This is a genomic window from Schinkia acidoalkalinis, from assembly GCF_054301215.1.
This window is the reverse complement of the sequence record NZ_CP182573.1, coordinates 1293643-1317644: the sequence shown is the minus strand read 5'-3', so window position 1 is coordinate 1317644 and position 24002 is coordinate 1293643. Positions and strand designations below refer to the sequence as shown.

General features: G+C 39.1%; 23 protein-coding genes and 1 pseudogene. 17 read left to right on the top strand and 7 right to left on the bottom strand.

The window, feature by feature from the left end; all coding sequences use genetic code 11:
* Positions 1 to 46: 46 nt before the first annotated feature.
* Positions 47 to 994 carry an urea transporter gene (locus tag ACNQFZ_RS06860; RefSeq protein ID WP_458414580.1) on the bottom strand — a complete coding sequence of 316 codons (948 nt, stop codon included), beginning with the start codon at positions 992 to 994 and terminating at the stop codon, positions 47 to 49.
* 151 nt (positions 995 to 1145) lie between these two features.
* On the opposite strand from ACNQFZ_RS06860, the gene ACNQFZ_RS06855 reads away from it, so the two are divergent.
* From ACNQFZ_RS06855 to ACNQFZ_RS06820, 8 genes are read left to right on the top strand one after another with little or no spacing between them, the layout of a single operon-like run.
* Positions 1146 to 1448: an urease subunit gamma gene (locus tag ACNQFZ_RS06855; protein WP_458414579.1), complete on the top strand. Its 303-nt coding sequence runs from the start codon at positions 1146 to 1148 to the stop codon at positions 1446 to 1448.
* Between the two features lie 38 nt (positions 1449 to 1486).
* The gene (gene ureB / locus ACNQFZ_RS06850) at positions 1487 to 1810 is read left to right on the top strand and encodes an urease subunit beta (protein ID WP_458415331.1); all 324 of its coding nucleotides are present in this window, start codon (positions 1487 to 1489) and stop codon (positions 1808 to 1810) included.
* Entirely contained in the window at positions 1807 to 3519 is a 1713-nt protein-coding gene (ureC, locus tag ACNQFZ_RS06845) for an urease subunit alpha (RefSeq protein WP_458414578.1), read from the top strand. The genes ureB and ureC overlap by 4 nt, the downstream gene beginning before the upstream one ends.
* A 10-nt stretch (positions 3520 to 3529) precedes the next feature.
* Positions 3530 to 3985, top strand: a complete 456-nt coding sequence (ureE, locus tag ACNQFZ_RS06840; protein WP_458414577.1) for an urease accessory protein UreE — start codon at positions 3530 to 3532, stop codon at positions 3983 to 3985.
* The gene (locus ACNQFZ_RS06835; RefSeq protein ID WP_458414576.1) at positions 3978 to 4664 is read left to right on the top strand and encodes an urease accessory protein UreF; all 687 of its coding nucleotides are present in this window, start codon (positions 3978 to 3980) and stop codon (positions 4662 to 4664) included. The genes ureE and ACNQFZ_RS06835 overlap by 8 nt, the downstream gene beginning before the upstream one ends.
* 16 nt (positions 4665 to 4680) lie before the next feature.
* Positions 4681 to 5292, top strand: coding sequence for an urease accessory protein UreG (gene ureG / locus ACNQFZ_RS06830; RefSeq protein WP_458414575.1), 612 nt, complete (start codon positions 4681 to 4683; stop codon positions 5290 to 5292).
* 1 nt (position 5293) lies between these two features.
* Complete coding sequence (locus ACNQFZ_RS06825; protein WP_458414574.1) at positions 5294 to 6118, top strand: urease accessory protein UreD; 825 nt, start codon at positions 5294 to 5296, stop codon at positions 6116 to 6118.
* A gap of 24 nt (positions 6119 to 6142) precedes the next feature.
* On the top strand, positions 6143 to 6820 hold the full coding sequence (locus ACNQFZ_RS06820; RefSeq protein ID WP_458414573.1) for an urease accessory protein UreH domain-containing protein: 678 nt from the start codon (positions 6143 to 6145) through the stop codon (positions 6818 to 6820).
* Between the two features lie 57 nt (positions 6821 to 6877).
* Here the strand turns inward: ACNQFZ_RS06820 and ACNQFZ_RS06815 are convergent, their stop codons facing one another.
* Positions 6878 to 7471, bottom strand: a complete 594-nt coding sequence (locus ACNQFZ_RS06815; RefSeq protein ID WP_458414572.1) for a polysaccharide deacetylase family protein — start codon at positions 7469 to 7471, stop codon at positions 6878 to 6880.
* Positions 7472 to 7648: 177 nt separating this feature from the next.
* On the opposite strand from ACNQFZ_RS06815, the gene ACNQFZ_RS06810 reads away from it, so the two are divergent.
* Genes ACNQFZ_RS06810 through glsA form a run of 3 tightly spaced genes read left to right on the top strand, consistent with a single transcriptional unit; the run spans position 7649 to position 10721 of the window.
* Positions 7649 to 8788 (top strand): glycerate kinase, encoded by a 1140-nt coding sequence (locus ACNQFZ_RS06810; protein ID WP_458414571.1) that lies wholly within the window; start codon positions 7649 to 7651, stop codon positions 8786 to 8788.
* Between the two features lie 11 nt (positions 8789 to 8799).
* On the top strand, positions 8800 to 9762 hold the full coding sequence (locus tag ACNQFZ_RS06805) for a 2-hydroxyacid dehydrogenase (protein WP_458414570.1): 963 nt from the start codon (positions 8800 to 8802) through the stop codon (positions 9760 to 9762).
* A gap of 29 nt (positions 9763 to 9791) precedes the next feature.
* Complete coding sequence (glsA, locus tag ACNQFZ_RS06800; protein WP_458414569.1) at positions 9792 to 10721, top strand: glutaminase A; 930 nt, start codon at positions 9792 to 9794, stop codon at positions 10719 to 10721.
* Positions 10722 to 10794: 73 nt separating this feature from the next.
* On the opposite strand, the gene ACNQFZ_RS06795 is transcribed toward glsA, so the two are convergent.
* Entirely contained in the window at positions 10795 to 13557 is a 2763-nt protein-coding gene (locus tag ACNQFZ_RS06795) for a cation-translocating P-type ATPase (protein WP_458414568.1), read from the bottom strand.
* A gap of 391 nt (positions 13558 to 13948) precedes the next feature.
* On the opposite strand from ACNQFZ_RS06795, the gene queG reads away from it, so the two are divergent.
* Entirely contained in the window at positions 13949 to 15094 is a 1146-nt protein-coding gene (gene queG, locus ACNQFZ_RS06790; RefSeq protein ID WP_458414567.1) for a tRNA epoxyqueuosine(34) reductase QueG, read from the top strand.
* Positions 15095 to 15101: 7 nt separating this feature from the next.
* A complete protein-coding gene (locus tag ACNQFZ_RS06785; protein WP_458414566.1) occupies positions 15102 to 15644 on the top strand; it encodes a methylated-DNA--[protein]-cysteine S-methyltransferase in 543 nt (180 codons plus the stop codon).
* Between the two features lie 15 nt (positions 15645 to 15659).
* Here ACNQFZ_RS06785 and ACNQFZ_RS06780 read toward each other — a convergent pair whose 3' ends face one another.
* Positions 15660 to 15992 carry a DUF779 domain-containing protein gene (locus tag ACNQFZ_RS06780; protein WP_458414565.1) on the bottom strand — a complete coding sequence of 111 codons (333 nt, stop codon included), beginning with the start codon at positions 15990 to 15992 and terminating at the stop codon, positions 15660 to 15662.
* Positions 15993 to 15996: 4 nt separating this feature from the next.
* Positions 15997 to 17517 carry an aldehyde dehydrogenase gene (gene adh, locus ACNQFZ_RS06775; RefSeq protein ID WP_458414564.1) on the bottom strand — a complete coding sequence of 507 codons (1521 nt, stop codon included), beginning with the start codon at positions 17515 to 17517 and terminating at the stop codon, positions 15997 to 15999.
* A 255-nt stretch (positions 17518 to 17772) separates the two neighbouring features.
* On the opposite strand from adh, the gene ACNQFZ_RS06770 reads away from it, so the two are divergent.
* The 4 genes and pseudogenes from ACNQFZ_RS06770 to ACNQFZ_RS06755 form a co-directional block, all read left to right on the top strand.
* The gene (locus ACNQFZ_RS06770; protein WP_458414563.1) at positions 17773 to 19539 is read left to right on the top strand and encodes a sigma-54-dependent Fis family transcriptional regulator; all 1767 of its coding nucleotides are present in this window, start codon (positions 17773 to 17775) and stop codon (positions 19537 to 19539) included.
* 102 nt (positions 19540 to 19641) lie between these two features.
* A complete protein-coding gene (locus ACNQFZ_RS06765; RefSeq protein ID WP_458414562.1) occupies positions 19642 to 20571 on the top strand; it encodes an amidase domain-containing protein in 930 nt (309 codons plus the stop codon).
* A gap of 55 nt (positions 20572 to 20626) precedes the next feature.
* The gene (gene trmL, locus ACNQFZ_RS06760; RefSeq protein ID WP_458414561.1) at positions 20627 to 21100 is read left to right on the top strand and encodes a tRNA (uridine(34)/cytosine(34)/5-carboxymethylaminomethyluridine(34)-2'-O)-methyltransferase TrmL; all 474 of its coding nucleotides are present in this window, start codon (positions 20627 to 20629) and stop codon (positions 21098 to 21100) included.
* A gap of 493 nt (positions 21101 to 21593) precedes the next feature.
* A pseudogene (locus tag ACNQFZ_RS06755) lies at positions 21594 to 22016 on the top strand (protein prkA); the annotation flags it as partial.
* A 30-nt stretch (positions 22017 to 22046) separates the two neighbouring features.
* On the opposite strand, the gene ACNQFZ_RS06750 reads toward ACNQFZ_RS06755, so the two are convergent.
* The gene (locus tag ACNQFZ_RS06750) at positions 22047 to 23507 is read right to left on the bottom strand and encodes a recombinase family protein (RefSeq protein ID WP_458414560.1); all 1461 of its coding nucleotides are present in this window, start codon (positions 23505 to 23507) and stop codon (positions 22047 to 22049) included.
* Positions 23473 to 23982, bottom strand: coding sequence for an ImmA/IrrE family metallo-endopeptidase (locus tag ACNQFZ_RS06745; RefSeq protein WP_458414559.1), 510 nt, complete (start codon positions 23980 to 23982; stop codon positions 23473 to 23475). The genes ACNQFZ_RS06750 and ACNQFZ_RS06745 overlap by 35 nt, the downstream gene beginning before the upstream one ends.
* Positions 23983 to 24002: the final 20 nt, after the last annotated feature.

Genomic DNA, 24002 nt, shown 5'->3' with positions numbered 1-24002 from the left:
TTTTTTTGGAACATGGGACAGTGTACCTGTCCCCGTGTCCCGAAGTTTAAAATCTAGGCAAAATCTTTCTTGCTCCGAGGAAGAGCCAAGTGGCTAGAACAAAAGGCATTGTCAAAGCTGGTAACCCATAGGGTAAAAGCCAGGTGCTCATACTTGCTGTTAGTGGGACTGTCAAACAAGCTGCGATGATTCCCGAGACGGGAGCATAGTGATTATGCTCTTCTTTAAATACTAACGCTACTGCTAAACAAGCTAATATCGCATTATATCCATATAGTCCCATATAGATTAAAGAGTGTTCGCCTCCGAGCCCATATGCCGCTATTAAAGCAACCCCATTTCCTAAAACTGCATAAAGGCCCCATCTCCAGCCAGCCCAAAATACGGCAATAAAAAGCAATATCCCAGATATGACATGATTTAAGAAAAAGATTTGCCCAATTCCATTAAAAATTCCTTTCGTCCAATCAACTTTTCCTTCTATGTGCAATTCCCATTGCGATAGACTTTGTGGTACTAAGTCATTGCTCAACTGTATTGTTTCCAGTTTGTATGAAGCTATTAGCATAAACCAGGTTAGAACAATAAAAGGGAATGTCACGATTGGTATAGTTGTATTTTTCATAAAATGCATCATTGCAGCTGTAAAAATTGCTGTAATAGCAGCGGCTGCTAAGGCAATTGCCCATCTGGATTCTTCTGTTAAAAACAGTATAAGAGCCATTCCCGTTAACACGGAATTATAACCATATAAGCCGCGATTCACAGTTTCCTCGTCCCCTCCACCTATTTTCCCAACGAGAGTGCCAATAGCCGAAGATAACAACGCAATGAGTCCCAAGTACCAAGAAGAAATGGCAATGGCAATGAGAATAATGACACCAGAGACGACATTTTCAATAAAGATTACTTGAGAAATTCCTTTCATAGCTGCAGAAATGAGCGATAAAAAGAATTCTTTTGCTGAAAAAGGTTTTGTATGATGCTCTGCCATAAAAACTCCCCTCTCTTAATAAAAACTGTTTAGGTAAGGAACTAATTGGAAATTATGTTTATGTCTGTTAAATAAAAGGTGATACCACATAGTATTTTCCTTTTTAACTAAAAAATTTATTTGGGAACTATTTAAAAATGGGAGGCTTACGATGCAATTATTACCACGCGAGAAAGACAAGCTCATGATTGTTGTAGCAGCTGATTTAGCTAGGCGTCGAAAAGAAAGAGGATTAAAGTTGAACTACCCAGAAGCTGTAGCGCTCATCACCTATGAAGTATTGGAAGGCGCAAGGGACGGGAAAACGGTTGCTGAGTTAATGGAATTTGGCGCAACGATTTTAACTCGTGAAGATGTGATGGTAGGTATTCCAGACATCATTGATGATATTCAAGTCGAAGCAACATTCCCGGATGGAACGAAGCTCGTTACTGTACATGACCCAATCCGCTAAAACTGAACAGGAGGCTTACTTACATGGAACATACTGAAATGGAACCTGGACAACTTTTTTTAAAAGAAGAAGATATCATTTGTAATGTCGGGAGAACAGCAACAAAAATTACTGTTACAAATACGGGCGACCGTCCTGTCCAAGTTGGCTCCCATTTTCACTTTTATGAGGTGAATGAGGCTCTCCAATTTAAGCGGGAAGAGGCGTTTGGAAAACGTTTGAATATTCCAGCTGGCGCTGCTGTTCGCTTTGAGCCCGGAGATGAAAAAGAAGTTGAACTAGTTGATTACGGTGGAGAACGTCGCGTATATGGATTTAATAATAAGGTAGATGGTGCTTTGGATGGAGGGGCTAGAAAATGAGTTTTAAAATGACAAGAAAGCAATATGCTGAAATGTATGGACCAACAGCAGGAGACTCGATCCGCTTAGCCGATACAAATTTAATTATTCAAATTGAAAAAGATTTAACAACCTATGGCGAGGAAGTTGTGTTTGGCGGTGGAAAAGTGATTCGCGATGGAATGGGGCAGCATCCGCTGGTAACCCGTGGAGACGGGATACCAGATGTGGTCATTACCAATGCGGTTATCTTGGATTATACCGGAATTTATAAAGCAGATATTGCCATTCGTGATGGGAAGATTTCTGGGATTGGAAAAGCCGGGAACCCGTTAGTCATGGAAGGGGTCGATATTGTCATTGGGGCTGCAACAGAAATTATTGCCGGAGAAGGAATGATTGTGACAGCCGGTGGACTTGATACCCATGTACATTTCATTAATCCTGCCCAAGTAGAAACAGCACTTTCTTCAGGTTTAACGACTTTGATTGGCGGGGGAACCGGTCCATCTGCTGGATCAAGGGCCACAACAGTTTCTCCTGGTGAATGGAATATTCATCGCATGCTCGAAGCGGCAGAAGGTTTGCCAATTAACGTCGGTTTTACTGGAAAAGGTCAAGCAGCGGCGGAGGAACCGTTACGGGAGCAAATCCGTGCTGGTGCGATTGGTCTAAAAGTACATGAAGACTGGGGAGCAACAGCTTCTGCCATCGATCACGCATTAAAAGTAGCGGACGAGTTCGATGTTCAAGTGGCTCTCCATGCAGATACTTTGAATGAGTGTGGATTTGTGGAAAATACGATGGCAGCCATTAAAGACCGGGTCATCCATATGTATCATACAGAGGGGGCGGGAGGAGGTCATGCACCTGATTTAATTAAATCAGCAAGCTACATGAATGTTCTGCCGTCTTCTACAAATCCAACATTGCCTTATACCGTAAATACGGTTGATGAACATTTGGATATGCTGATGGTTTGCCACCATTTAAATCCATCAGTTCCAGAAGACATCGCTTTTGCTGATTCACGAATTAGAAAGGAAACCATCGCGGCGGAAGATATTCTGCAAGATATGGGAATCTTTAGCATGGTAAGCTCCGATGCCCAAGCAATGGGCCGGATTGGCGAAGTAATTTTACGAACATGGCAAGTGGCTGACAAAATGAAAAAACAAAGAGGATTGATGGAAGGCGACCGGGATTATTCAGATAATAACCGCGCAAAGCGTTATATAGCCAAGTATACAATCAATCCTGCGATTACGCATGGAATTTCCGACTATGTCGGTTCGGTGGAAGTCGGAAAAATTGCTGATTTAGTGATTTGGAATCCGGCATTTTTTGGTGTGAAACCCGAGCTTGTCATCAAAAATGGCTTTATAGTCTACGGACTTATGGGGGATGCGAACGCGTCAATTCCAACTCCACAGCCCGTTATTCATCGACCAATGTATGCGGCATATGGTAAGGCTCTTTCTAAAAGTAGCATAACCTTTATCTCGCAAATTGCTTTTGATGAAAAGGTCCATGAAAAGTTGGGGTTAGAAAAAATGGTCCTACCGGTTCATGGCATTCGCAAACTAACAAAAAAAGATATGAAGCTAAATTCGGAAACTCCTGAGCTTACTGTAGACCCACAAACATATGAAGTAAGAGTAAACGGAGAACATATTACTTGTGACCCTGTGGACGAAGTCCCAATGGGGCAACGGTATTTCTTATTTTGAGGTGATATCAATGATTATTGAAAACATTGTCACGAATATTGAGGAAATGGATATAGAAGAGCTTAGAAAGCGCCACAAGGAAAAGGTATATCTTGAAAGTGCAGATTTAGTGAAACGAATTCAACGGGTGATCACGGACCATGGCAAGGAAATTGGCATTCGCTTAAAAAAGCCGCGCGACCTTGTCGCAGGTGATGTCTTATATATGGATGAAAAAAACATGATTATTGTGGATGTTTTATCCGATGATTTACTTGTGATAAGCCCACGATCTATGAAAGAAATGGGGACCATTGCCCATCAATTAGGGAATCGCCACCTACCGGCTCAATTTGACGAAAATGATATGCTTGTTCAATATGATTATCTCATTGAAGAATTGCTGCAACATATGGATATTCCTTTTAAACGAGAAAAACGGAAAGTGAAACAAGCTTTTCGTCATATAGGGCATAGTCATGACTGATAAACTTCTTTCTTTGGTTCAACTATGTGATTCTAATTTTCCTACTGGTGCCTTTAGTCATTCCTTTGGTTTGGAAAGTTATATTCAAGACAATCTTGTCCACAATCAAGCAACTTTCTCCGAATGGCTTGATGTTTATTTAAATGAGCAGCTCATTTTTTCAGATGGACTGGCAACTCGTATCGTCTACGAAGCGTTGGAAAACGGAAACATAGAAATACTGTGGAAAATAGATCGAATGTTAATGGTGCAAAATTTGCCGCGGGAAACTAGAGATGGAACCCAAAGAATGGGGGAGAGCATGTTAAACCTTGTGGGATCTTTATATGAGATCCCGCTGCTTTCCCAATATAAAGCACGTATTAAAAGGAAGCAATCGTTTGGCCATCCAGCTATTCTTTTTACGATTGTTGCCCATCATCTTGGCATTCCACAAAAAACTACAACTCTTTATTATTTATATTCAAATGTCTCAAGCCTAACACAAAACGCGGTACGGGCGATCCCACTTGGTCAGACGGCAGGTCAAAAAATCATTCAGGAGTTTCAAGCTGCTTTAGTTCGGGCAACAGAAAAGATACAAGCTTTGGATGAAGACGATTTTGGCATCATTTCTCCAGGTCTGGAGCTTTCACAAATGAAACATGAACGTGTAAATATTCGTATTTTTATGTCATAGGAAAGGACGTGTGTATATGGAACCAATAAGGATTGGTGTTGGTGGACCTGTAGGTGCAGGAAAAACATTATTAATTGAAAAATTAACTCGTAAGTTAAATGAAGAAATTAGCATGGCGGTCGTGACAAACGACATCTATACAAAAGAAGATGCTAAATTTCTCATCCAAAATGGTGTTTTGCCTGAAGACCGTATCATCGGCGTGGAGACAGGAGGATGCCCTCATACCGCAATTCGTGAAGATGCATCAATGAATTTTGCAGCTATTGATGAACTAATGGAGAAGCATCCTGATGTTGAGCTGATTTTCGTTGAGAGCGGCGGAGATAATCTGGCAGCCACTTTCAGTCCGGAACTTGTTGACTTTTCAATGTATATTATTGACGTCGCACAAGGTGAGAAAATTCCACGAAAAGGGGGACAAGGAATGATTAAATCAGATCTTTTTATTATTAATAAAACTGATTTGGCTCCACATGTTGGAGCAAGCCTCGAGGTAATGGAGTCAGACACAAAAGTTTTTCGTGGACAGAAACCATTTGTTTTTACTAATTTAAAAGACAATTCAGGCCTTGACGATGTGATTGATTGGATCAAGGAGAATGCGTTATTAAAAGGATTGGCTTAAGATGACAAATTGGACAGGCGAGCTTCGCTTAAACGTTGAGAATCGTAAAGGCAAGACTGTGGCAAAGAATGTTTATTTTCAGGGCGCATTAAAGGTGATGCGCCCTGTGTACCATGATAATTCGGGGCAAGTTTGCTACTACATCCTAAATCCTGGTGGAGGCTATTTAGGTGGGGATCGTTACCATATGAGCGTATTATTGGAAAACCATGCCAGGCTTACGCTAACAACACAATCTGCCACGAAGGTGTATCGAACTCCACAAACCTATGCCTATCAAGAAACGGAGATTTTTTTAAAAAAAGGCAGTTATTTAGAATTTATACCTGATCCGCTCATTGCCTATCATCAAGCCAAATATAAACAAAAAAATATATTTCGGGTAGAAAAAGGGGCTACTTTACTTTATTCTGATATTATAACACCAGGATGGTCTCCAGATGGGAAACGATTTAGCTATGAGGGCCTTCAATTAGTGAATGAAATCTATATGGAAGATGAGCTAGTGGCCTATGATCATATCAAGTTGAATCCAAATATGCAGAATATCGAAAAGCTTGGCATTATGGAGGGATTTTCCCACTTAGGTTCGATGATGGTTGTCGGAGAGCAGACGAGTCACGAACTTCTCGATCGAATTTATGAAATGCTTCATTCAAGCACTAATGTCTCCAAGATTGGGTTATCCTTACTGCCTGTAAAGGGATTTACAATAAGGGTATTAGCGAATTCAACGCAAGAAATTGAAAGAATGTTTATACAAGTCCAACATATGATTAGTACAGAATGGTTTCAGAAAAAACCAAGCTTTCTAAGAAAATATTAGCTCATATTTTTAAGGGGGATTTTGATGGAGGTTACGTTGCTATCTGTGTTGACGTTGGGTTTTGTCTTGGGGATTAAACATGCGATTGAGCCGGACCATATTATCGCAGTATCGACGATTGCAAGTAGGAGTAAGAAATTGTTCCAAGCATCTCTTGCGGGCGTCTATTGGGGAATAGGACATACCTCCACACTGTTTGTCATAGGCATATTATTAATTTTAATGAAAAATAATATTCCGGAAAAATGGTCAATGTCATTGGAATTTCTTGTTGGGATTATGCTTTTTTATTTAGGAACAGCTAGTATAGTATCATTTAGAAAGAATAAACAACATTCCTATTCAAAACAAGAACATGCAGCTACCCATGAGATCAATACAGAGGGCGTCTCTTATTATAAATCATTGTTCATTGGACTTGTTCATGGATTGGCAGGAAGCGCAAGCATGGTGTTGCTGACGATGAGTACGGTCGATTCTATTTGGCAAGGGGCCTTGTATATCATTATATTCGGTTTAGGTACAACCATTGGCATGTTGCTTTTTACAACGATTCTTGGAATTCCATTTGTACTAAGCGGAAAGCATTTTACATTGAGTCGTGGTCTAATTCTATCAACAGGGGCAATCAGCGCCTTGTTTGGAATCTACTATATGTATAATTTAGGGTTTAATGAGGGTTTATTTAAGCTTTGGATTTAGACAGGATATGGGGACAGGTACTCTGTCCCGTCTTTTTGTGGGACAATGTACCTGTCCCTACGTCCCGAATTCAAATCCCTTCGCGCGAATCCCATCAATAATATCCGGAAGTACGGCAACGGTTTGTGTTAGTTCATGCATGAGAATAATTGAGCCGTTTTTAACATTCTCGACAACATTTTGAACAATAATCTCAGGTGTCTTTTTATGTTCCCAGTCAAATGATGTGATTTCCCACATAATCGGTACCAAATCCAGCTCTTTTAAAATATCTATTGTATCTTCGTTGTATTGACCAAATGGGGGTCGGAAATAGCGTACTTTTTCCCCGGTAATCCGTTCCATTTTATCAATGCTATATTTGATTTGTTTATATTGCTGCTCTTTGGTTAACTTTGCGAGGTTTTTGTGATTATAAGCATGTGAGCCAAGCAAATGGCCTTCCTCCAATAATCTTTTCCATGGTCTTTCATTATAAAATAATTTGGATTGCCAGAAAAAAATCGCCTGAACATTTTTTTCTTTTAGGATATTTAAGATATGATGTAATTGTCGGCTTGGGCCGTCATCAAAGGTTAAAAGCACTTTATTTTCAGCCACGTTTAGCTGATTTAAATTTTTTATCCATCGTTCATCTTCTAGACCGTACACGATCTGTCCGCTTTCAACTACTCAAGGGCAATACATTAAACCTTCCCTCCTTTATCTATTTAAAGTATAACTCGAAATTTGCATTATGACATGGTTATCCATTAATTGTTAGTAATTTAATTAGCAGGTTGGTAGTATAAGGATAGTAGATGAATTGTTCTTGAAAGGAGGTATTCCGTGAAAATAGTGGTTGCCCCAGATTCATTTAAAGGATCGATTTCGGCAAGGGATATTTGCACGGCTGTACATAAAGGAATCCTTAGGGTGTTCCAGAATGCTGATGTAGTCGAGATTCCGTTGGCGGATGGTGGAGAAGGAACGATGGAAAATATGGTCTATTCCTCTAATGGGACGAAAAAACAAGTTGAGGTCACGGGGCCATTGGGCGAAAAAGTCAAAGCTGAATATGGTATTTTAGGTGATCATGAAACGGTTGTAGTTGAAATGGCGCAATCGTCAGGGTTGCCTCTTCTGAAAGAATCGGAAAGAAATCCGATGATTACTTCAACCTTCGGAACAGGTGAACTTATCAAAGATGCATTAGATAACGGCTTTCGTAAATTTATCGTAGGTATTGGCGGAAGTGCAACAAATGATGGCGGCATGGGTATGTTAAAGGCATTAGGTGTGAAATTCTATAAGCGGGATTGCTCATTATTATCAGAAGGTGGCGCATCGTTAATTCAATTACATCATTTCGATGAATCGAACTTGGATGCAAGAGTAAAAGAATGTAAATTTATCGTGGCCAGCGATGTTACAAATACTCTTTGTGGTCCGAATGGTGCCAGTGCTATTTTTGGTCCCCAAAAGGGCGCAACGCCTGAAATGGTGAAGAAGTTAGACGAAGCTTTAAACAATTTTGCGGATGTTGTACATAAACAGAAAAACATGGACATGAGGAAATTGGTCGGTGGTGGAGCTGCGGGAGGACTTGGCGCGGGACTTATCACTTTCCTAGGAGCCGAATTACAATCTGGTATTGAGGTCATGATGAAAGAGCTTCATTTTGAAGAAAAAATAAAGGATGCAGATTTGATCATCACAGGGGAAGGCCGCCTTGATTCTCAGACTTTGTCGGGAAAGTTAATCACAGGTGTCAGCAAGGCCGCGAAAAAATATGAAGTACCTGTCATTGCCTTATGTGGTGGGTTAACCATTGAAACAAATCAGGTTGATGAACTTGGATTATTATCAGCTTTTTCCATTGTTCCTGGACCATGTCCATTGGAGGAGGCAATGAAGCAGGCCGCCTCTTGGATTCCGGCACGTGTTGAAGCAATCATGCGAATCATAAAATATCAATGGTCAATATAAGAGGGGATATCATGAAACCAAAAGTGTTCATTACAAGACGAATTTCCTGGGAAATTGTCGAAAAAATAGAGGAGTTTTGTGTTGTTGATATGTGGCAGGAGGAAGATGTGCCCGTTCCTCAAGATATACTTGAAAAAAAGATAGAGGATGTAGATGGCTTATTCTGTCTAATAACGGAAACGATTGATGAAAATGTGTTAGCAAAAGCGAAAAAGCTTAAGGTTGTAAGTAACATGGCAGTTGGTTACAACAACATCGACATTGAAGCGGCCAAACAAAGGGGAATCACTGTTACGAACACACCAGGTGTTCTAACGGAGACAACTGCTGACTTAACTTTTGCATTGTTAATGGCTACATCAAGGCGTTTAGTTGAAGCATCAAGCTATTTGCGTAATGGAGAATGGCAAGCATGGTCTCCAATGCAATTAACGGGGCAGGACATATTCGGAGCAACCATGGGAATAATCGGAATGGGCAGAATTGGCGAAGCCGTTGCGAAACGTGCCAAGGGTTTCGATATGAAGATATTGTATCATAATCGAAACAGAAGACCTGAAGTTGAACAACAGCTAGGTGTGCGGTTTATGGAGCTGGATGAACTGCTTCAGCAATCAGATTTTGTTGTTGTTATGACCCCTTATACTCCTGAAACTGTAAATTTAATATCAGAACGAGAACTTTCGTTGATGAAAAAAAGTGCGATCTTAATCAACACCGCCCGCGGGGGTATTGTAAATGAAACTGCATTATACAATGCGCTGAAAAATAATCAAATCTGGGCAGCAGGTATAGATGTCTTTGAAACAGAGCCGGTGCCATTGAATCATCCATTGCTAGCATTACCGAATGTCGTCGCTTTTCCTCATATTGGCAGTGCAAGTATAAAAACGAGATTAAAAATGGCCGAAGTGGCTGCGGATAACCTTATTAAAGGTGTAACTAATCAGAAGCCTCTATATGTAGTTGTGTAGTCTATTATTCTAAAAAAATGGTGATGAAAATGCTATGTCAATCAAGTGCAGAACTCAATGCTTTTGTAGAAGAGGCTAGAAAACAGACGGCAAAAGGAAAAGTGGCCGACTATATACCAGCCCTTGCCAAAGCAAATCCGAATGATTTATCAATTGCGATTCACTATCCGGATGGAAACTGCATGTCGGCAGGTGATATCACAAAAAAGTTCACACTACAAAGCATTTCGAAAGTAATCAGCTTGGCACTTGTCTTAATTGAACAGGGAGCAGATTATGTGTTCGAACGGGTTGGCATGGAGCCAACTGGAGATCCCTTTAATTCCATTATCAAACTAGAAACACTAACGCCATCAAAACCGTTAAACCCGATGATTAATGCAGGGGCACTTGTTGTGACCCACTTGATCAAAGGAAACAACGTGGAAGAACGATTTCAACGCGTAGTTAACTTTGTCAAGGAATTGGCCAATAACGATACAATCCATATTTGTAAGGAAGTGGCGGTATCGGAATTTAAAACAGCATATTTAAATCGGGCCTTATGCTATTTTTTAAAACAACATCATGCGATTGAAGAGGACATTGAACAACTAATCGAACTGTATACGAAACAATGTGCGATTGAAATGAACTGCCTCGATTTAGCAAGAATTGGGGTAGTATTTGCAATGGATGGCGTTGATCCCTTAACTGGCAAACAAATAATCCCCATAGATGTTGCCCGTATTTGCAAAACATTTATGGTGACTTGCGGGATGTATAATGCTTCCGGCGAGTTTGCTATTAAAATTGGGATTCCCGCTAAAAGCGGTGTATCAGGTGGGATCATGGGAGCTGTACCAGGAAGATTTGGCATTGGTATCTTCGGCCCGGCTTTAGATGAGAAAGGCAATAGCATAGCAGGTATTAAATTATTGGAGTTATTGTCAAAGAATTACAGGTTGAGCATGTTTTAAAACGGGACATGGGGACAGGTACACTGTCCCGGCTTTTTGTGGGACATGGGACAGTGTACCTGTCCCTGTGTCCCTAAGTCCTTCGCACAATCCACTTTCGGACCTCTTCAAAAATGATGAGCCCGATGGGGCACAATAGAAGCAGGGTAAGATGCTCCGGTTTTGGTGCAGTTGTTTCGAACAACATTTGTATAAATGGGACATAGGCAATCAATAGGAAAAGCACAATTTCTAAGAGAATCCCCCATACCATCAAATTGTTTTTCTTTTTTAGTGATTTATAGAACGGCTGCCGTGATGAGCGGCATTCCAAGATGTTGCCAATTTGGCAGGCAATAACAGCCCCGAAAGCCATCGTGATCGCATACCTGTAGACATGCATGATTTCTTCACTTGCTGTACCATCTGCAATCAAGGTTGTGAATGAGCGAATGTCCGCGATTGTATAGCCAAAATGATGCCATGTTAGGAAATAAACTACGTACATGATTAAGCCTTCAATAACCCCAAGGTATGCGTAGGCACGTAGCAATACATTTTTATTTAAAATATTACTATTTGGGTCTCGAGGAGGGGTATCAAGAACTCCTTCATCAGGAATTTCCTCCCCAAGAGAAATGGCTGGAACTAAGTCTGTACCCAAATCAATTGATATGACTAGTAAAACCGTTAGTGCGAGCGGGATGTTAAAAAAGCCCATGATTAAAAACGGAAATACTTCCGGTATATTGGATGCCAAAATATAGGTGATGAACTTCTGAATATTATTATAGATTGCACGACCTTCTTTAACAGCCTCAACAATTGTTGCAAAATTATCATCCAACAACACGACATCAGAAGATTCAATCGCTGCATCGGAGCCATTTTTCCCCATTGAAATACCGATATCTGCTTTGCGGAGTGCTAAAACATCATTTAATCCATCGCCGGTTGAAGCAACCACATGGCCTAATTCCTGGTAGGCTTCTACAATCTTTAACTTTTCTTTAGGAGTAGTCCGAGCGAAAATAACAGGAATATCTGTATCAATTTTTTTCGCTAAATCTTGTTTACTCATATTTTCAAGCTCGGCCCCCGTGATGGTTATATATTGATCTTTAATAATTCCTATTTGCTTGGCAATTGCAGCTGCTGTAAGACTATAATCTCCAGTAACCACGGTTACTTTAATGCCTGCCCGGTAACAGTCGGCAATCGCTTGCTGGACACCTGCCTTTGGCGGATCATACATGACAACTAAGCCGAGCAGGATTAAATCGTTTGATGTCGGCTCGGAATTTTCAATTTGATCATTGTAGGCAATAGCAAGGATCCGATACCCTTCACTAGACATTTCATCTTTGACAGCATGGATTTGCTCTTTTTCTGTAGACAGCATTGGAGAAACTTGTCCATTTTTGAAAATAAAGCTGCAATGGTCAATGATTTTGTCGGGATCACCTTTTGTAAACTGTAATGGATGATGATTCTGACCAGCAATGACAGTCATTGTCTTTGTAGTCGAACTGAACGGAATAACTTTAAGTCGGTTAAATTGGCTTGTTATATTTTCTACTGATAATCCATATTTTTGTGCGGCAATCAAAATGGCAGCCTCTGTTGGATCACCAATGACCTTCCACTTATTTTCATCGTCTTTATCGGTTTGAATGACAGTATCGGAGCAAATGGTTGCTGCTGTAAAAATCTTTTCCAAAGTTTGATGGTTAGCTTCGGTGGCGCCTATAATTGTCCCTTGTTTCCCGTAGCCTTCCCCAGTTATTCTTACTATGCCGTCTGCTGTCCAAATCTTTTTAGCAAAGATGATGTTTTGTGTTAATGTTCCTGTTTTATCTGTGCAAATAACAGACGTACTACTTAATGTTTCGACTGCTGATTGTTTCCTTACTAAAGCATTTTTTTTCGCTAAGCGCTGCATACCCATAGCTAATGATAAGCTTACAGTAGGCATTAATCCCTCAGGGATATTGGCAACAATAATTCCAATCGCAAAGATTAAGGCTGCATTAATATGAATACCGGTAATAAAAGATGAGATAAAAAAGGCGATGATGCCAAGAATAACGGCAATAATCATCAATGTCTTGGTTATTTTTTGAATTTGAAATTCTAGGGTGCTTTTTCTTCGTACGATTTCCGAGGATGTTTGTGTGATGTTTCCAATTTGTGTACGTTTCCCAGTTGCATAAACGATACAGGTAGCGTCTCCACCTGTAATCGTTGTTCCGGCAAATAATAGATTATGGCTATTTACAATGGACTTTCCATCTACTGGATCTGCTGCAGCATCTCTATCAACTGGAATGGATTCCCCGGTTACCATCGAGTTATCGACGAATAGACCATCGGCAGCAACAATCCTTACATCTGCAGGAACTTTATCACCTGCTGCGACGATAATGACATCCCCGGGCACAAGGTTGGTAGCGGAGATTACCGATATTTCACTGTTTCTTATTACCTTTACATTGTTTGGTATCATTCTAGCTAGTGCCTGAAGGGCCTTATCAGCTTTTCTTTCCTGAATAAAAGAGAAAACGGCATTAACCATGATGATAAACCAAATGACATAACTTAAAATAGGTGTTCCAGAAATAAGCGCTAGAATACTTGCAACCCATAACATAAGGGCAAATAAGTTTACTAGCTGCATGGTGAAGCGGCGGACTGGGTGAAATGACTTTTTGCTTTTAATGGTGTTTTCTCCATAACTTATGAGGCGATCTTTAACCTCTTGCTCAGTAAGGCCGCTTTCTCGTGTATGTAGGTGAGAAAAAACTTCTTCAGGATTAAATGCTGAAATATTTTCATTTGCTACGTAATCATTAGACATGGCTACTATCCCCTTTAGGAAAGAAAATTTTTCCTACAATAGTATTTTAGCACCTTTTTATTTTGTTTTTCGTGAGGAATTTTGTAGGTTTAAGAAGAATTATTGAACATTTTGAGATGTAAAATTCCGTAATTTTCGAACAACGATTAACATATTCAATTGAGTGAGTCAATATGACAACTAGAAAAAATTCGACAATTTTTTTACAATGAAACTATTGATTGAACCATTGCTTGGATGATATAATGTGAAACATCGAGCTTATTAAAAATTGTTATCAACGCAGTGTTTCGTTTCTTAGTCAAACGGGGCATTGCGTTTTTTAATGATATATAAATTTAACAATTTTGGTTTTTGATTCGTTTTTTCCGGAAGGAAGGAGGGAAAAAAGATGGATGCTGCAAAATTGAAAGCTGAGATTATAGCCTATAGTAAGAAAATTGGTATAGATAAGATAGGATTTACAAGTGCAGACCCATTTCTAGAATTGAAGAACCGACTCTATACCCAAAGAGAGTTACATTATCAATCTGGGTTTGAAGAGGAAGATATTGAAAAACGTACTACACCCACGTTGCTTTTGGCTGGTGCACAGTCGATTATTTCTATCGCACTTGCGTATCCTTCTAAGTTAAAAGATGCTCCAAGAAGTACAAAAACAGACCGACGTGGTCTTTTTTGTCGGGCTTCCTGGGGAATGGATTATCATCATATTTTACGGGACCGTTTAAATAAATTAGAAGAGTTTATTTTAGAAAAAATACCAGAGGCAAAAATCAAGTCAATGGTCGATACAGGTGAGTTGTCCGACCGGGCTGTAGCCGAACGTGCCGGCATTGGTTGGAGTGGGAAAAATTGCGCAGTTATCACACCGGAATATGGTTCCTATGTTTATCTAGGTGAAATGATTACTACGATTCCATTTCCATCTGATCAGCCGATTGAAGACATGTGTGGATCGTGTACAAAGTGTTTAGAAGCCTGTCCGACAGGTGCATTAGTGCAAGGTGGACAGATCAATGCAACGAAATGCATTGGATTTTTAACACAAACAAAAGGGTTTATAGAAGACGAATATCGTGTGAAGATTGGGAACCGTGTATATGGCTGTGACACATGTCAAATGGTGTGTCCCCATAATAAGGGGAAGGATTTTCATTTCCACTTTGAGATGGAGCCGGACCCAGAAGTGGTCAAGCCGCAGCTTAAATCATTATTGTTTATTGGCAATAAAGAGTTTAAAGAAAAGTTTGCTCCGCTTGCCGGGTCATGGCGTGGGAAGAAACCAATTCAGAGAAATGCTATCATTGCTTTAGCGCATTATAAAGATGATACAGCAATTGATGACCTTGCAAAAGTTCTTGCTCAGGATTCACGTCCCGTTTTAAGAGGAACAGCGGCCTGGGCAATTGGAAAAATTGGGGCGCCGCAAGGTAAGGAAATCCTAGAACGAGCGAGAGAAAGAGAAAAAGATGAAGACGTCTTGAATGAAATAGAAAAAGGGTTAAGCATGTTGCAGGAATCAGTAGAGGAATAGAAAGGTCATGAGTATAATGACACAACCAATATATTTTACGGAAATGGATAGCCCAATTGGGACTTTAACGATTGTGGGTACAACTGACAAAGGCTTATGCAATATCGAATTTGGTGGGCTGGACGACGTGCAAGATAAATTGTCTAGTTGGTTAAAAAAGCATTCAATAGAAGGAGAATTGACCTATAATAATGAAGAGTTACTTCCAGTTGTCCAAGCTTTAACGGAGTATTTTAATGGTAGTACTTTACAGAAGTTCGATTTTCCTATTGATTTACATGGAACACCATTTCAACAGAAAGTTTGGAATGAACTTTTAAATATACAGTACGGAACGACGAAATCTTATAAGGAAATCGCAGAAGCCATTGAAACTCCTAAAGCAGTGCGCGCAATCGGAACGGCTATTGGGCAGAATCCTATTCCCATTATTATTCCCTGTCACCGAGTCATCAATAGCAATGGGAAGTTAGGCGGCTTCACCGGCGGTCTCGATAAAAAACTGAAACTCCTTGAAATTGAAAAATCTCCATGCCTACCACTTAAGTAGGCATGGAGATTTTTTTCAGCTTTCGTAATGAACTCTTCCCTCAATCAAAAAACGGACACCTTCACTTCCTTCAATAGAAAAAGAGCCGCTTCTTCCAGGAGCAACATCTAAATAGAGTTGCAGGTGTTTCCAGTATTCATATTGCCCTTTATTCATATAGAATGGGCAGCCATCGACGTCATCAATATGAACATCATTTTGACCAATGATTAATTCATTTACTGGAAGGCATATTGGAACACTACCGTCACAGCAGCCGCCTGAAAGATGAAAGAGAATAGTTCCATGTTGATCTTTTAGTTTTTGAATTAATTCAGTGGCAGCTGCACTCGCTTCTACTTTTTTCATTTTTTTAAAAGAACCCTAGAGCATTTGGGCTATAGCTAACAAGCATATTTTTTGTTTGTTGATAATGTTCAAGCATCATTTTGTGAGTTTCACGACCAATACCTGACATCTTATAACCACCGAAGGCAGCATGTGCAGGATATTGATGATAGCAGTTGGTCCATACGCGACCAGCTTGGATATTCCGTCCAAAACGGTAGGCTGTATTCATATCTCTAGTCCAAACCCCTGATCCCAAACCATAGAGGGTGTCATTTGCAATAGAAAGTGCTTCTTCCTGGTTTTTAAATGTTGTAACAGATAGCACTGGTCCGAAAATCTCTTCTTGGAAAATTCGCATACTATTGTCGCCTTTAAACACAGTTGGCTTAATATAGTAGCCATCTTTTAAATCTCCGTCTTGAATATTGCGCTCCCCACCGATTAAAAGCTGTGCTCCTTCTTGTTTCCCAATTTCAATGTACTTCAGAATTTTTTCCATTTGCTCCTCTGAAGCTTGTGCTCCCATCATTGTAGAAGGATCTAATGGATGTCCTAGTTTGATCTTTGCAACCCGGTCAAGTGCTTTTTCCATGAAACGATCATAAATGGATTCTTGAATTAAAGCACGGGAAGGACATGTACAAACCTCACCTTGATTTAGAGCGAACATAACAAATCCTTCGATGGCTTTATCGAAAAATTCATCATCAGCTGCTACTACATCCTCGAAGAAGATATTTGGTGATTTTCCGCCAAGCTCTAATGTAACTGGAATCAAATTTTGAGAAGCATATTGCATAATAAGTCTTCCGGTTGTTGTTTCACCTGTAAATGCAACTTTTGCAATACGTGGGCTTGTTGCTAATGGCTTTCCTGCTTCAAGACCGAAACCGTTTACAACATTAAGCACACCATCAGGTAGAAGGTCGGCAATAAGTTCAACTAAAACCATAATGGAGGCTGGTGTCTGTTCAGCAGGCTTTAAAACTACACAGTTTCCTGCTGCCAGTGCTGGCGCCATCTTCCATATAGCCATCAGTAGCGGGAAATTCCATGGGATGATTTGGGCAACTACACCAAGAGGCTCATGGAAGTGATAAGCAACCGTGTCATTATCGATTTGTCCAATGCTGCCTTCTTGTGAACGGATGCATCCAGCAAAATAACGGAAGTGATCGACAGCTAACGGTAGATCAGCAGCGAGTGTTTCGCGAACTGCTTTTCCGTTATCCAATGTTTCAATAATCGCCAAATCCTGTAAATTCTCCTCTATACGATCTGCAATTTTATTTAGAATTTGCGCTCTTTCAGCTACTGAAGTTTTTCCCCATGCATCTTTTGCTCTGTGGGCTGCGTCTAGAGCAAGCTCAATATCCTGCTCCCTGGATCTTGCAACCTCACATAATACTTTTCCATACACTGGGGAAACATTTTCAAAATATTCACCGTTAACCGGTGCAACCCATTTCCCACCAATAAAGTTGTCATATCTCTTTTTTACTTCCAACTTTTTTAATTCAATTCCTTTTTGTGCAAGTACCATTTTTTATGTACCCCCTTAAATTTATTCACTTTTTATTTATGCAAGTGTTGTGCCAATTTTTTATTGAGCTTGTTAATTTTAAATTTTATATTTTTAAGGTCTTTAAAAATAAAGAAAAAGAATTTTTATTTGCATGGATTATTGTTATAATTAATTCAGAAAATTTATAATATTTAACTAAAATTGTTCCAATATGGACCAATGGTTTGTTCCAAACTAGAACGCATTCCATAAAAGTTTTGAATTGAGGTGGTAATGTTGAATTCAACAAAAAGTGTTGAACAATCCCATAATTTTGTTGAAAATTCTTGGAAGCGCTGTCTTAATCTCGGGTATCAACCAGAACATACCGCAAATGACCAAATCATATCACCTAATGAAGTTCAGGAATTACTTCAAGAAAACAATGACCTATTAACAATTGCTGAACCAATTCTTGAGAAAAAGTTGTTCCCACACATAAAAAAACGAAAACAAATTATTTTAATAGCCGACTTAAATGGCAATATATTATTTTCCGCAGGAAACATGGAGTTTTCTAAAAATGCTCAAAAGGTACAGCTACAGGTAGGCGCGAATTGGCGTGAAAAAAATAAAGGAACGAATGCGATTGGACTCGCTTTACACGAAAAACAACCTAGTATTGTATATGGGCGAGATCACTTTTTTGCTGAAAACCAATTTCTTTCCTGCTCAGCTTGTCCAATCTATTCTTCAACAGGAGAGGTTATAGGCGTAATTAATATTAGTGGAGATAAAAAAGAGACCTTCACGAAAGATGAAATGGTACTTGTCCAACTTACAGCAGATACCATCCAAAATCACCTTTTCTACGAAAAGAGCAGGAAAGAGCATCTTCTTACCTTAAAAGAATTAGATGTGTTATCTCATACACACCCACAGGCCCTTCTCTCTTTAGATCAGGAAAATCGTATTGTAAGGGCAAATAGGGCTGCGCTAAATCTTTTAGGGAAGGATTGCATAGGTCAACCATTACCTCAAAGCTGGAACTATCAAGTAGAAACAATTTACGATCAAACGAAAAAAGTATGGAGATCAATCGCACTTTTCACTCCTAAGACAAGTAAAGAATCAAAACGCACACCATATACATTTTCTGAAATTAAAGGAAATTGTCCAAAAATTGAACAAGTGAAAAGAATGGCCACGAAGGCTTCTTATTCCGAATTTCCTATTTTATTAAACGGTGAAAGTGGGACAGGAAAGGAGCTATTTGCTCAGTCTATACACAATAATAGCTTGAGAAGGAATAACCCCTTTATTGCCATTAATTGCAGTGCTATTCCAGATGCACTTATTGAAAGTGAGCTATTTGGTTACAACGAAGGGGCCTTTACTGGGGCAAAAGCGAAAGGGAGCATTGGAAAATTTGAAGCGGCCAATCATGGAACGATTTTTTTAGATGAAATTGGTGACATGTCTTTAAAGGCACAAGCAGCTTTACTTCGCGTATTGCAAGAAAAAACAATTATGCCGGTAGGAAGCAATGCGTCAAAACCGATTGATGTTCGTGTCATTGCCGCAACCCATCGCAATTTAAAAAAAGAAATTGAAAAAGGACATTTCAGAGAGGATCTTTATTATCGTATTAGAGGAATAGGTATCACACTTCCCTCGTTAAGAGAACGTACAGATATTCTGGTTCTTGCCGAGGATTATCTAAAAAACATGGATTATAAAGGTGGCTTTGCCGATGGGGCAAAAAAAGTATTGACTACCTATCATTGGCCCGGAAATATCCGGGAGCTAAGAAGTGTGTTAATGGAAGCGATGTTTTTAGCCGAAGGTGAAAATATTGATAGCATTCATTTAAATCTAGAATTAGAAAGTTTTGAAAAAAAGCATGAGTCCGGACATAAAATACTTACATTAAAAGAAGCGGAAATGGAGGCGATTAAAGCCGCGTTACGAGAGGCGGAAGGTAACATTTCAAAAGCCGCGCAAATTTTAGAAATTGGAAGAAATACACTATATCGTAAATTAAAAGAATATAGTTTGTAAAACGTGCCCATATGTAGTATTTGCACCTACATATGGGCACGTTATTTTTTTTTATACATATACTTTTTACTAAGAATATGGGCAACGAAGGGTGTGAATATCGTGTCTACATGGGTAGAGGAGTTAGAACAGCTTGTGAATTGTCGCCTTACTATGTTAGTCGGAAATAATATGAGGGGAAGGCATCGTCCAAACCTTATTCTTAATGAAAAAGATGAGCTCACTCTCGAAAATACAAAAAGTCAGCTTAAGGATCGAAAATCACAGATTGTAAAAGCAACAGCCAACGGGCAAATTATAAGCCAAAAGGAACTGGATGGCTTTCGTTTCGTTGATTATATAGTCCATCACCAGTACTTGATTAAACAACCGAAAGACAAGTTTTATATTGAAGAAAGCATAGAACAAAGACAAGCAATTGTGAAAAATAATAAACTTATAAAGGATATCGTTCTTGAACTGGGGAACAAAGGAATGGAAGAGGAAACAGAGGGCCCCATTAGACTTGAAGACGTAAATGATAGCCGTGACAATCGCCAGAAATATAATTATGACCGTAGGGCTGCTGTTCAATATGCAGAAAACTGGTGGAACAGCTATAATCCAAAGTATAAAAGATTTAAAGATAACTGTACGAATTTTATCTCACAATGTATACATGAAGGCGGCATCCCGATGACTGCCTTTGGAAATCGCAACAAGGGCTGGTGGTACAGCGGATCATCATGGAGTTATAGTTGGACCGTTGCCAATTCATTCAGGTGGCATTTAAGCGGGGCTAAACAAGGAATCCTTGCCCAGGAAGTTGCTTCGGTAACTGATCTCATTTTGGGTGATCTCATTTGCTATGATTTTGAGGGTGATGGGAGATGGAATCATAATACAATTGTCGTTGCCAAAGATGCTAATAATGAGCCATTAGTAAATGCCCAAACCTACAATAGCCGTATGCGTTACTGGGCCTATAGAGACTCGACAGCTTATACTCCTAATATCAAGTATAAGTTTTTTCATATCCTCGACCGCAGGTAGGTGTATGATATAATAAAGCTGACAACGTTTAACAAAAGAGGTACGGGGTGAAGAAATGGGTATACATGTTGTACTATACCAACCAGAAATTCCATCCAATACGGGAAATATTGCTCGAACTTGTGCTGCTACAAATACGCAATTGCACTTAATTCATCCACTTGGATTTTCAACGGAGGATAAATATCTAAAAAGAGCAGGTTTGGATTATTGGGAGTTTGTGAAAATTCATAATCATCATACGCTTGATATCTTTTTTGAACAAACTAGAGGTGGAAAGTACTACCTGATCTCAAAGTTTGGGCAAAACAGATATTCTGACGTAGACTTAAGTAATACGGATGAGGACATTTATTTTATATTCGGTAATGAAACAAGGGGACTACCAAGGGAGCTGATTGAGCAGCACTCGGATACATGTTTACGGATACCGATGACAGAAAACGTTCGGTTCCTTAATTTATCTAATACGGCCTGCATGGTAGTGTATGAGGCATTACGCCAACAAAACTTTCCAAGCTTAGCATAAAAAAAGACCTTAGTTGAAGGGAATTCCTTCACTAAGGTCTTTTTTTGCAAAGCTGTCTAGCTCCAGCGCCCAGCGACTAGTGGACTTCGCCCATACGTCGCTAACCGGGCCGCTTCCGCTTTTCTAATTAATTTTGGTTTGGCTTGTCATTGTATCCAGCTGTGAAGATAGCTGTTAAAAATGCAAGGATTACGACCATGATTAAAACAAAGCCCATGGAAAACTTCCTCCTTATGTAAGAGTACAATAAGACCATAATATAGTTTTATTATATCCCAACTTGTCCTCAGTGTGAACGAAAAGTATGAAGAAATTTTGAATAATCTCCCGAATAATCTTTTGGTTACGAAATTCAGTGTATATGCATAGGCTTTAATAACTATCCAACAAACTTATAATCTCTTAACAGTATAAAAAAGACATGTTAAAGGATTATACAGCATAAAGTGATATAAACCACTAAATTGAATTTCAACTTAGAGGGAGGTACTGTATGGACATCTTAAAAAAGATTCAAATGTATCGTGAAGAAGAGGAACGATTGGCGTGGGAAGGTACCTTCGCTGAATATTTAGAGATTGTCAAAGAAAAACCGTATGTTGCCCAAACAGCTCATTCTCGAGTATACAATATGGTTAAGGACGCTGGCGTTGAGGAAATTGAGGGTAGAAAGAAATACTCGTTTTTCCGCAATCAAATGTTTGGAATTGATGAGGCCATTGAGCGATTAGTGGAAGAATATTTTCATCCTGCCGCAAAAAGACTTGATGTTAAAAAGCGGATTTTGCTGTTAATGGGACCTGTTAGTGGTGGGAAATCTACATTAGTTACCATGCTTAAAAGAGGTTTGGAAGCTTACTCTAGAACTGATCAAGGTGCTGTCTATGCCATCAAAGGTTGTCCAATGCATGAAGATGCATACATACGACAAAGCAACCTCAAGCGACTACTTAAAAGAGTAGTCGCTTATTTTAACTACTGGAGCAATGGGGTTTTTGCCCATCCTTGTTGGTTCGACTAGTTCAACGGTTAGTGAATTAAATAATGAATGGATGGCAAGCTTCTTAGATTCATCACTAAGCTGTGGCCATTCTTTTTTTATGCTTTTTAATATCTCTTTTATTTCTTCTTCTGATGCCTGCTGTTCAGTTTCAGACAGGATCGATAATAATTCAGATTCTTGTATCTTTAATTGAGCTTTTTCTTTATTGTACTCGCTTTTAGTCATATCACCTTCGATGTATACCTCTCTTGTACGCTTTTTCTTTTCTTGTATTTTTTGCAGCTGTTTTTCAATATGTTCTCTATCTACCTCTAAATCTATTTTTTCTTTTACCTGCAGATCGCTGCTAACGTTTAAAGTATCTATATCTAATATGTTTAAAAATGCTTCTTCAATGGATGATTCCGCAATAGTTTGAACATCACATATCCCGAATCTGAAACGGCCCTGGCATTTATAAAAACGATATTCAGTGCCATCTTTTCTTTTTCTTTTGCTTCCAGTTAATAACTTTCCGCATTTAGAGCATTTAGCAACACTAGAAAAAGGATAATGATTATCCGATCTAAAAGCCATGTTATATCGTAGAGCAATTATATTTTGAATGTTGTCAAATGTTTCTTTATCTACAATTGGCTCAAAATCGTCCTGGTCAATAGGTTTAATGACTTCTTCACCTGTTTTTTTACGATGTCCGTTCGTTACTGACTCATAATTCCACCTAATAAATCCACAGTAAATAGGATTTCTTAATGTATAACGAACTGAAAAATCGCTCCAAACTTCTCCTTTTTTCGTTTTAATTCCCCTTGAATTTAGCTTTTTAGCAATATTTTGAGAGCCATGAGTTAAATATTGAGAAAAGATATATTTTACCCACTTTGCTTCCTCAAGGTTTACTATTAGCTTTCCATCTTCAAGATCATATCCATAGGGCGCTGGTGCCCCGTTTCGTTTTCCAGTTTCAGATCGCTTTAACATGGCTTCATAAACACGCTCAGCAATCGTTTCACGCTCCCATTGTGCTAGTGTTGCTATTATAGTAATAAACATTCTCCCGGTTGCTGTAGTCGTGTCAAAAACCTCTGTAGAAGATTTAAACATTACGTCATATTTATCCATCATTTGTAAGAGGTTATGAAGATCTGTCACTGAACGAACAAATCGATCAAGTCGATAAACTAATATAATATCAAACTTTTGTTTTTTCATATCCTCGATCATTCTTTGCATTTGTGGACGTTCAAGGCTTTTAGCTGAATACCCTTCATCGCAATAATCATCAATAATTGTCCACCCCTGTGAGGTTGCAAAGGCCTCTAAGCGCATTTTCTGGGCCTCTAAGGAGAAACCTTCCTCTTTCTGCATTTCAGTAGATACACGTCTGTACATGGCTACTCTCAAGCAAATACATCTCCCTTCTTCGTTTAATTTGTTTCAAGCGGTATACAATTAAATTTTCAGTTACTCCGAAGGTATCAGACAAGTGTTTTATATTACCATATTCATAAGGTTGTAAATAATGAATCATGTGATAAGGTATTGCAGCATAAAGCATAAAGTTATGGCAATCCCATTCTTGCCAATCTGAGAACGGTTTTGGCAAAGTCAATTGATTGCCGGCATGTCTAAAAATATGGCATAGTTCATGATAAAATTGTTCCCGTTGTACTTTTTTCGAAGCATACTTATCAATGTTAATTAATTTAAAATCATCCTCTTCATGTGCGAATGGCTTTTTATCGCTAAAAGTTAAGTAGATTCCAAGTTTTTCAGCTATATAACTTTTATTTATTTGATGAGGTTGATAGATTTGTAGTTTTTTAAAACTATCAGACACATAATGTTCTAATGTTGTTGGCTTGTATAATATTGTCATATTACATCCCCTTTATGACC

Bases quoted from the DNA above. Each gene is read 5' to 3' on its own strand.
- adh (WP_458414564.1), bottom strand. From the start codon at position 17,517: ATGGTACTTGCACAAAAAGGAATTGAATTAAAAAAGTTGGAAGTAAAA.
- ACNQFZ_RS06820 (WP_458414573.1), top strand. From the start codon at position 6,143: ATGGAGGTTACGTTGCTATCTGTGTTGACGTTGGGTTTTGTCTTGGGG.
- ureE (WP_458414577.1), top strand. From the start codon at position 3,530: ATGATTATTGAAAACATTGTCACGAATATTGAGGAAATGGATATAGAA.
- trmL (WP_458414561.1), top strand. From the start codon at position 20,627: ATGGGTATACATGTTGTACTATACCAACCAGAAATTCCATCCAATACG.
- ureG (WP_458414575.1), top strand. From the start codon at position 4,681: ATGGAACCAATAAGGATTGGTGTTGGTGGACCTGTAGGTGCAGGAAAA.
- glsA (WP_458414569.1), top strand. From the start codon at position 9,792: ATGCTATGTCAATCAAGTGCAGAACTCAATGCTTTTGTAGAAGAGGCT.
- queG (WP_458414567.1), top strand. From the start codon at position 13,949: ATGGATGCTGCAAAATTGAAAGCTGAGATTATAGCCTATAGTAAGAAA.
- ACNQFZ_RS06825 (WP_458414574.1), top strand. From the start codon at position 5,294: ATGACAAATTGGACAGGCGAGCTTCGCTTAAACGTTGAGAATCGTAAA.
- ACNQFZ_RS06860 (WP_458414580.1), bottom strand. From the start codon at position 994: ATGGCAGAGCATCATACAAAACCTTTTTCAGCAAAAGAATTCTTTTTA.
- ACNQFZ_RS06855 (WP_458414579.1), top strand. From the start codon at position 1,146: ATGCAATTATTACCACGCGAGAAAGACAAGCTCATGATTGTTGTAGCA.
- ACNQFZ_RS06795 (WP_458414568.1), bottom strand. From the start codon at position 13,557: ATGTCTAATGATTACGTAGCAAATGAAAATATTTCAGCATTTAATCCT.
- ACNQFZ_RS06835 (WP_458414576.1), top strand. From the start codon at position 3,978: ATGACTGATAAACTTCTTTCTTTGGTTCAACTATGTGATTCTAATTTT.
- ACNQFZ_RS06780 (WP_458414565.1), bottom strand. From the start codon at position 15,992: ATGAAAAAAGTAGAAGCGAGTGCAGCTGCCACTGAATTAATTCAAAAA.
- ACNQFZ_RS06745 (WP_458414559.1), bottom strand. From the start codon at position 23,982: ATGACAATATTATACAAGCCAACAACATTAGAACATTATGTGTCTGAT.
- ACNQFZ_RS06770 (WP_458414563.1), top strand. From the start codon at position 17,773: ATGTTGAATTCAACAAAAAGTGTTGAACAATCCCATAATTTTGTTGAA.
- ureB (WP_458415331.1), top strand. From the start codon at position 1,487: ATGGAACCTGGACAACTTTTTTTAAAAGAAGAAGATATCATTTGTAAT.
- ACNQFZ_RS06785 (WP_458414566.1), top strand. From the start codon at position 15,102: ATGAGTATAATGACACAACCAATATATTTTACGGAAATGGATAGCCCA.
- ureC (WP_458414578.1), top strand. From the start codon at position 1,807: ATGAGTTTTAAAATGACAAGAAAGCAATATGCTGAAATGTATGGACCA.
- ACNQFZ_RS06805 (WP_458414570.1), top strand. From the start codon at position 8,800: ATGAAACCAAAAGTGTTCATTACAAGACGAATTTCCTGGGAAATTGTC.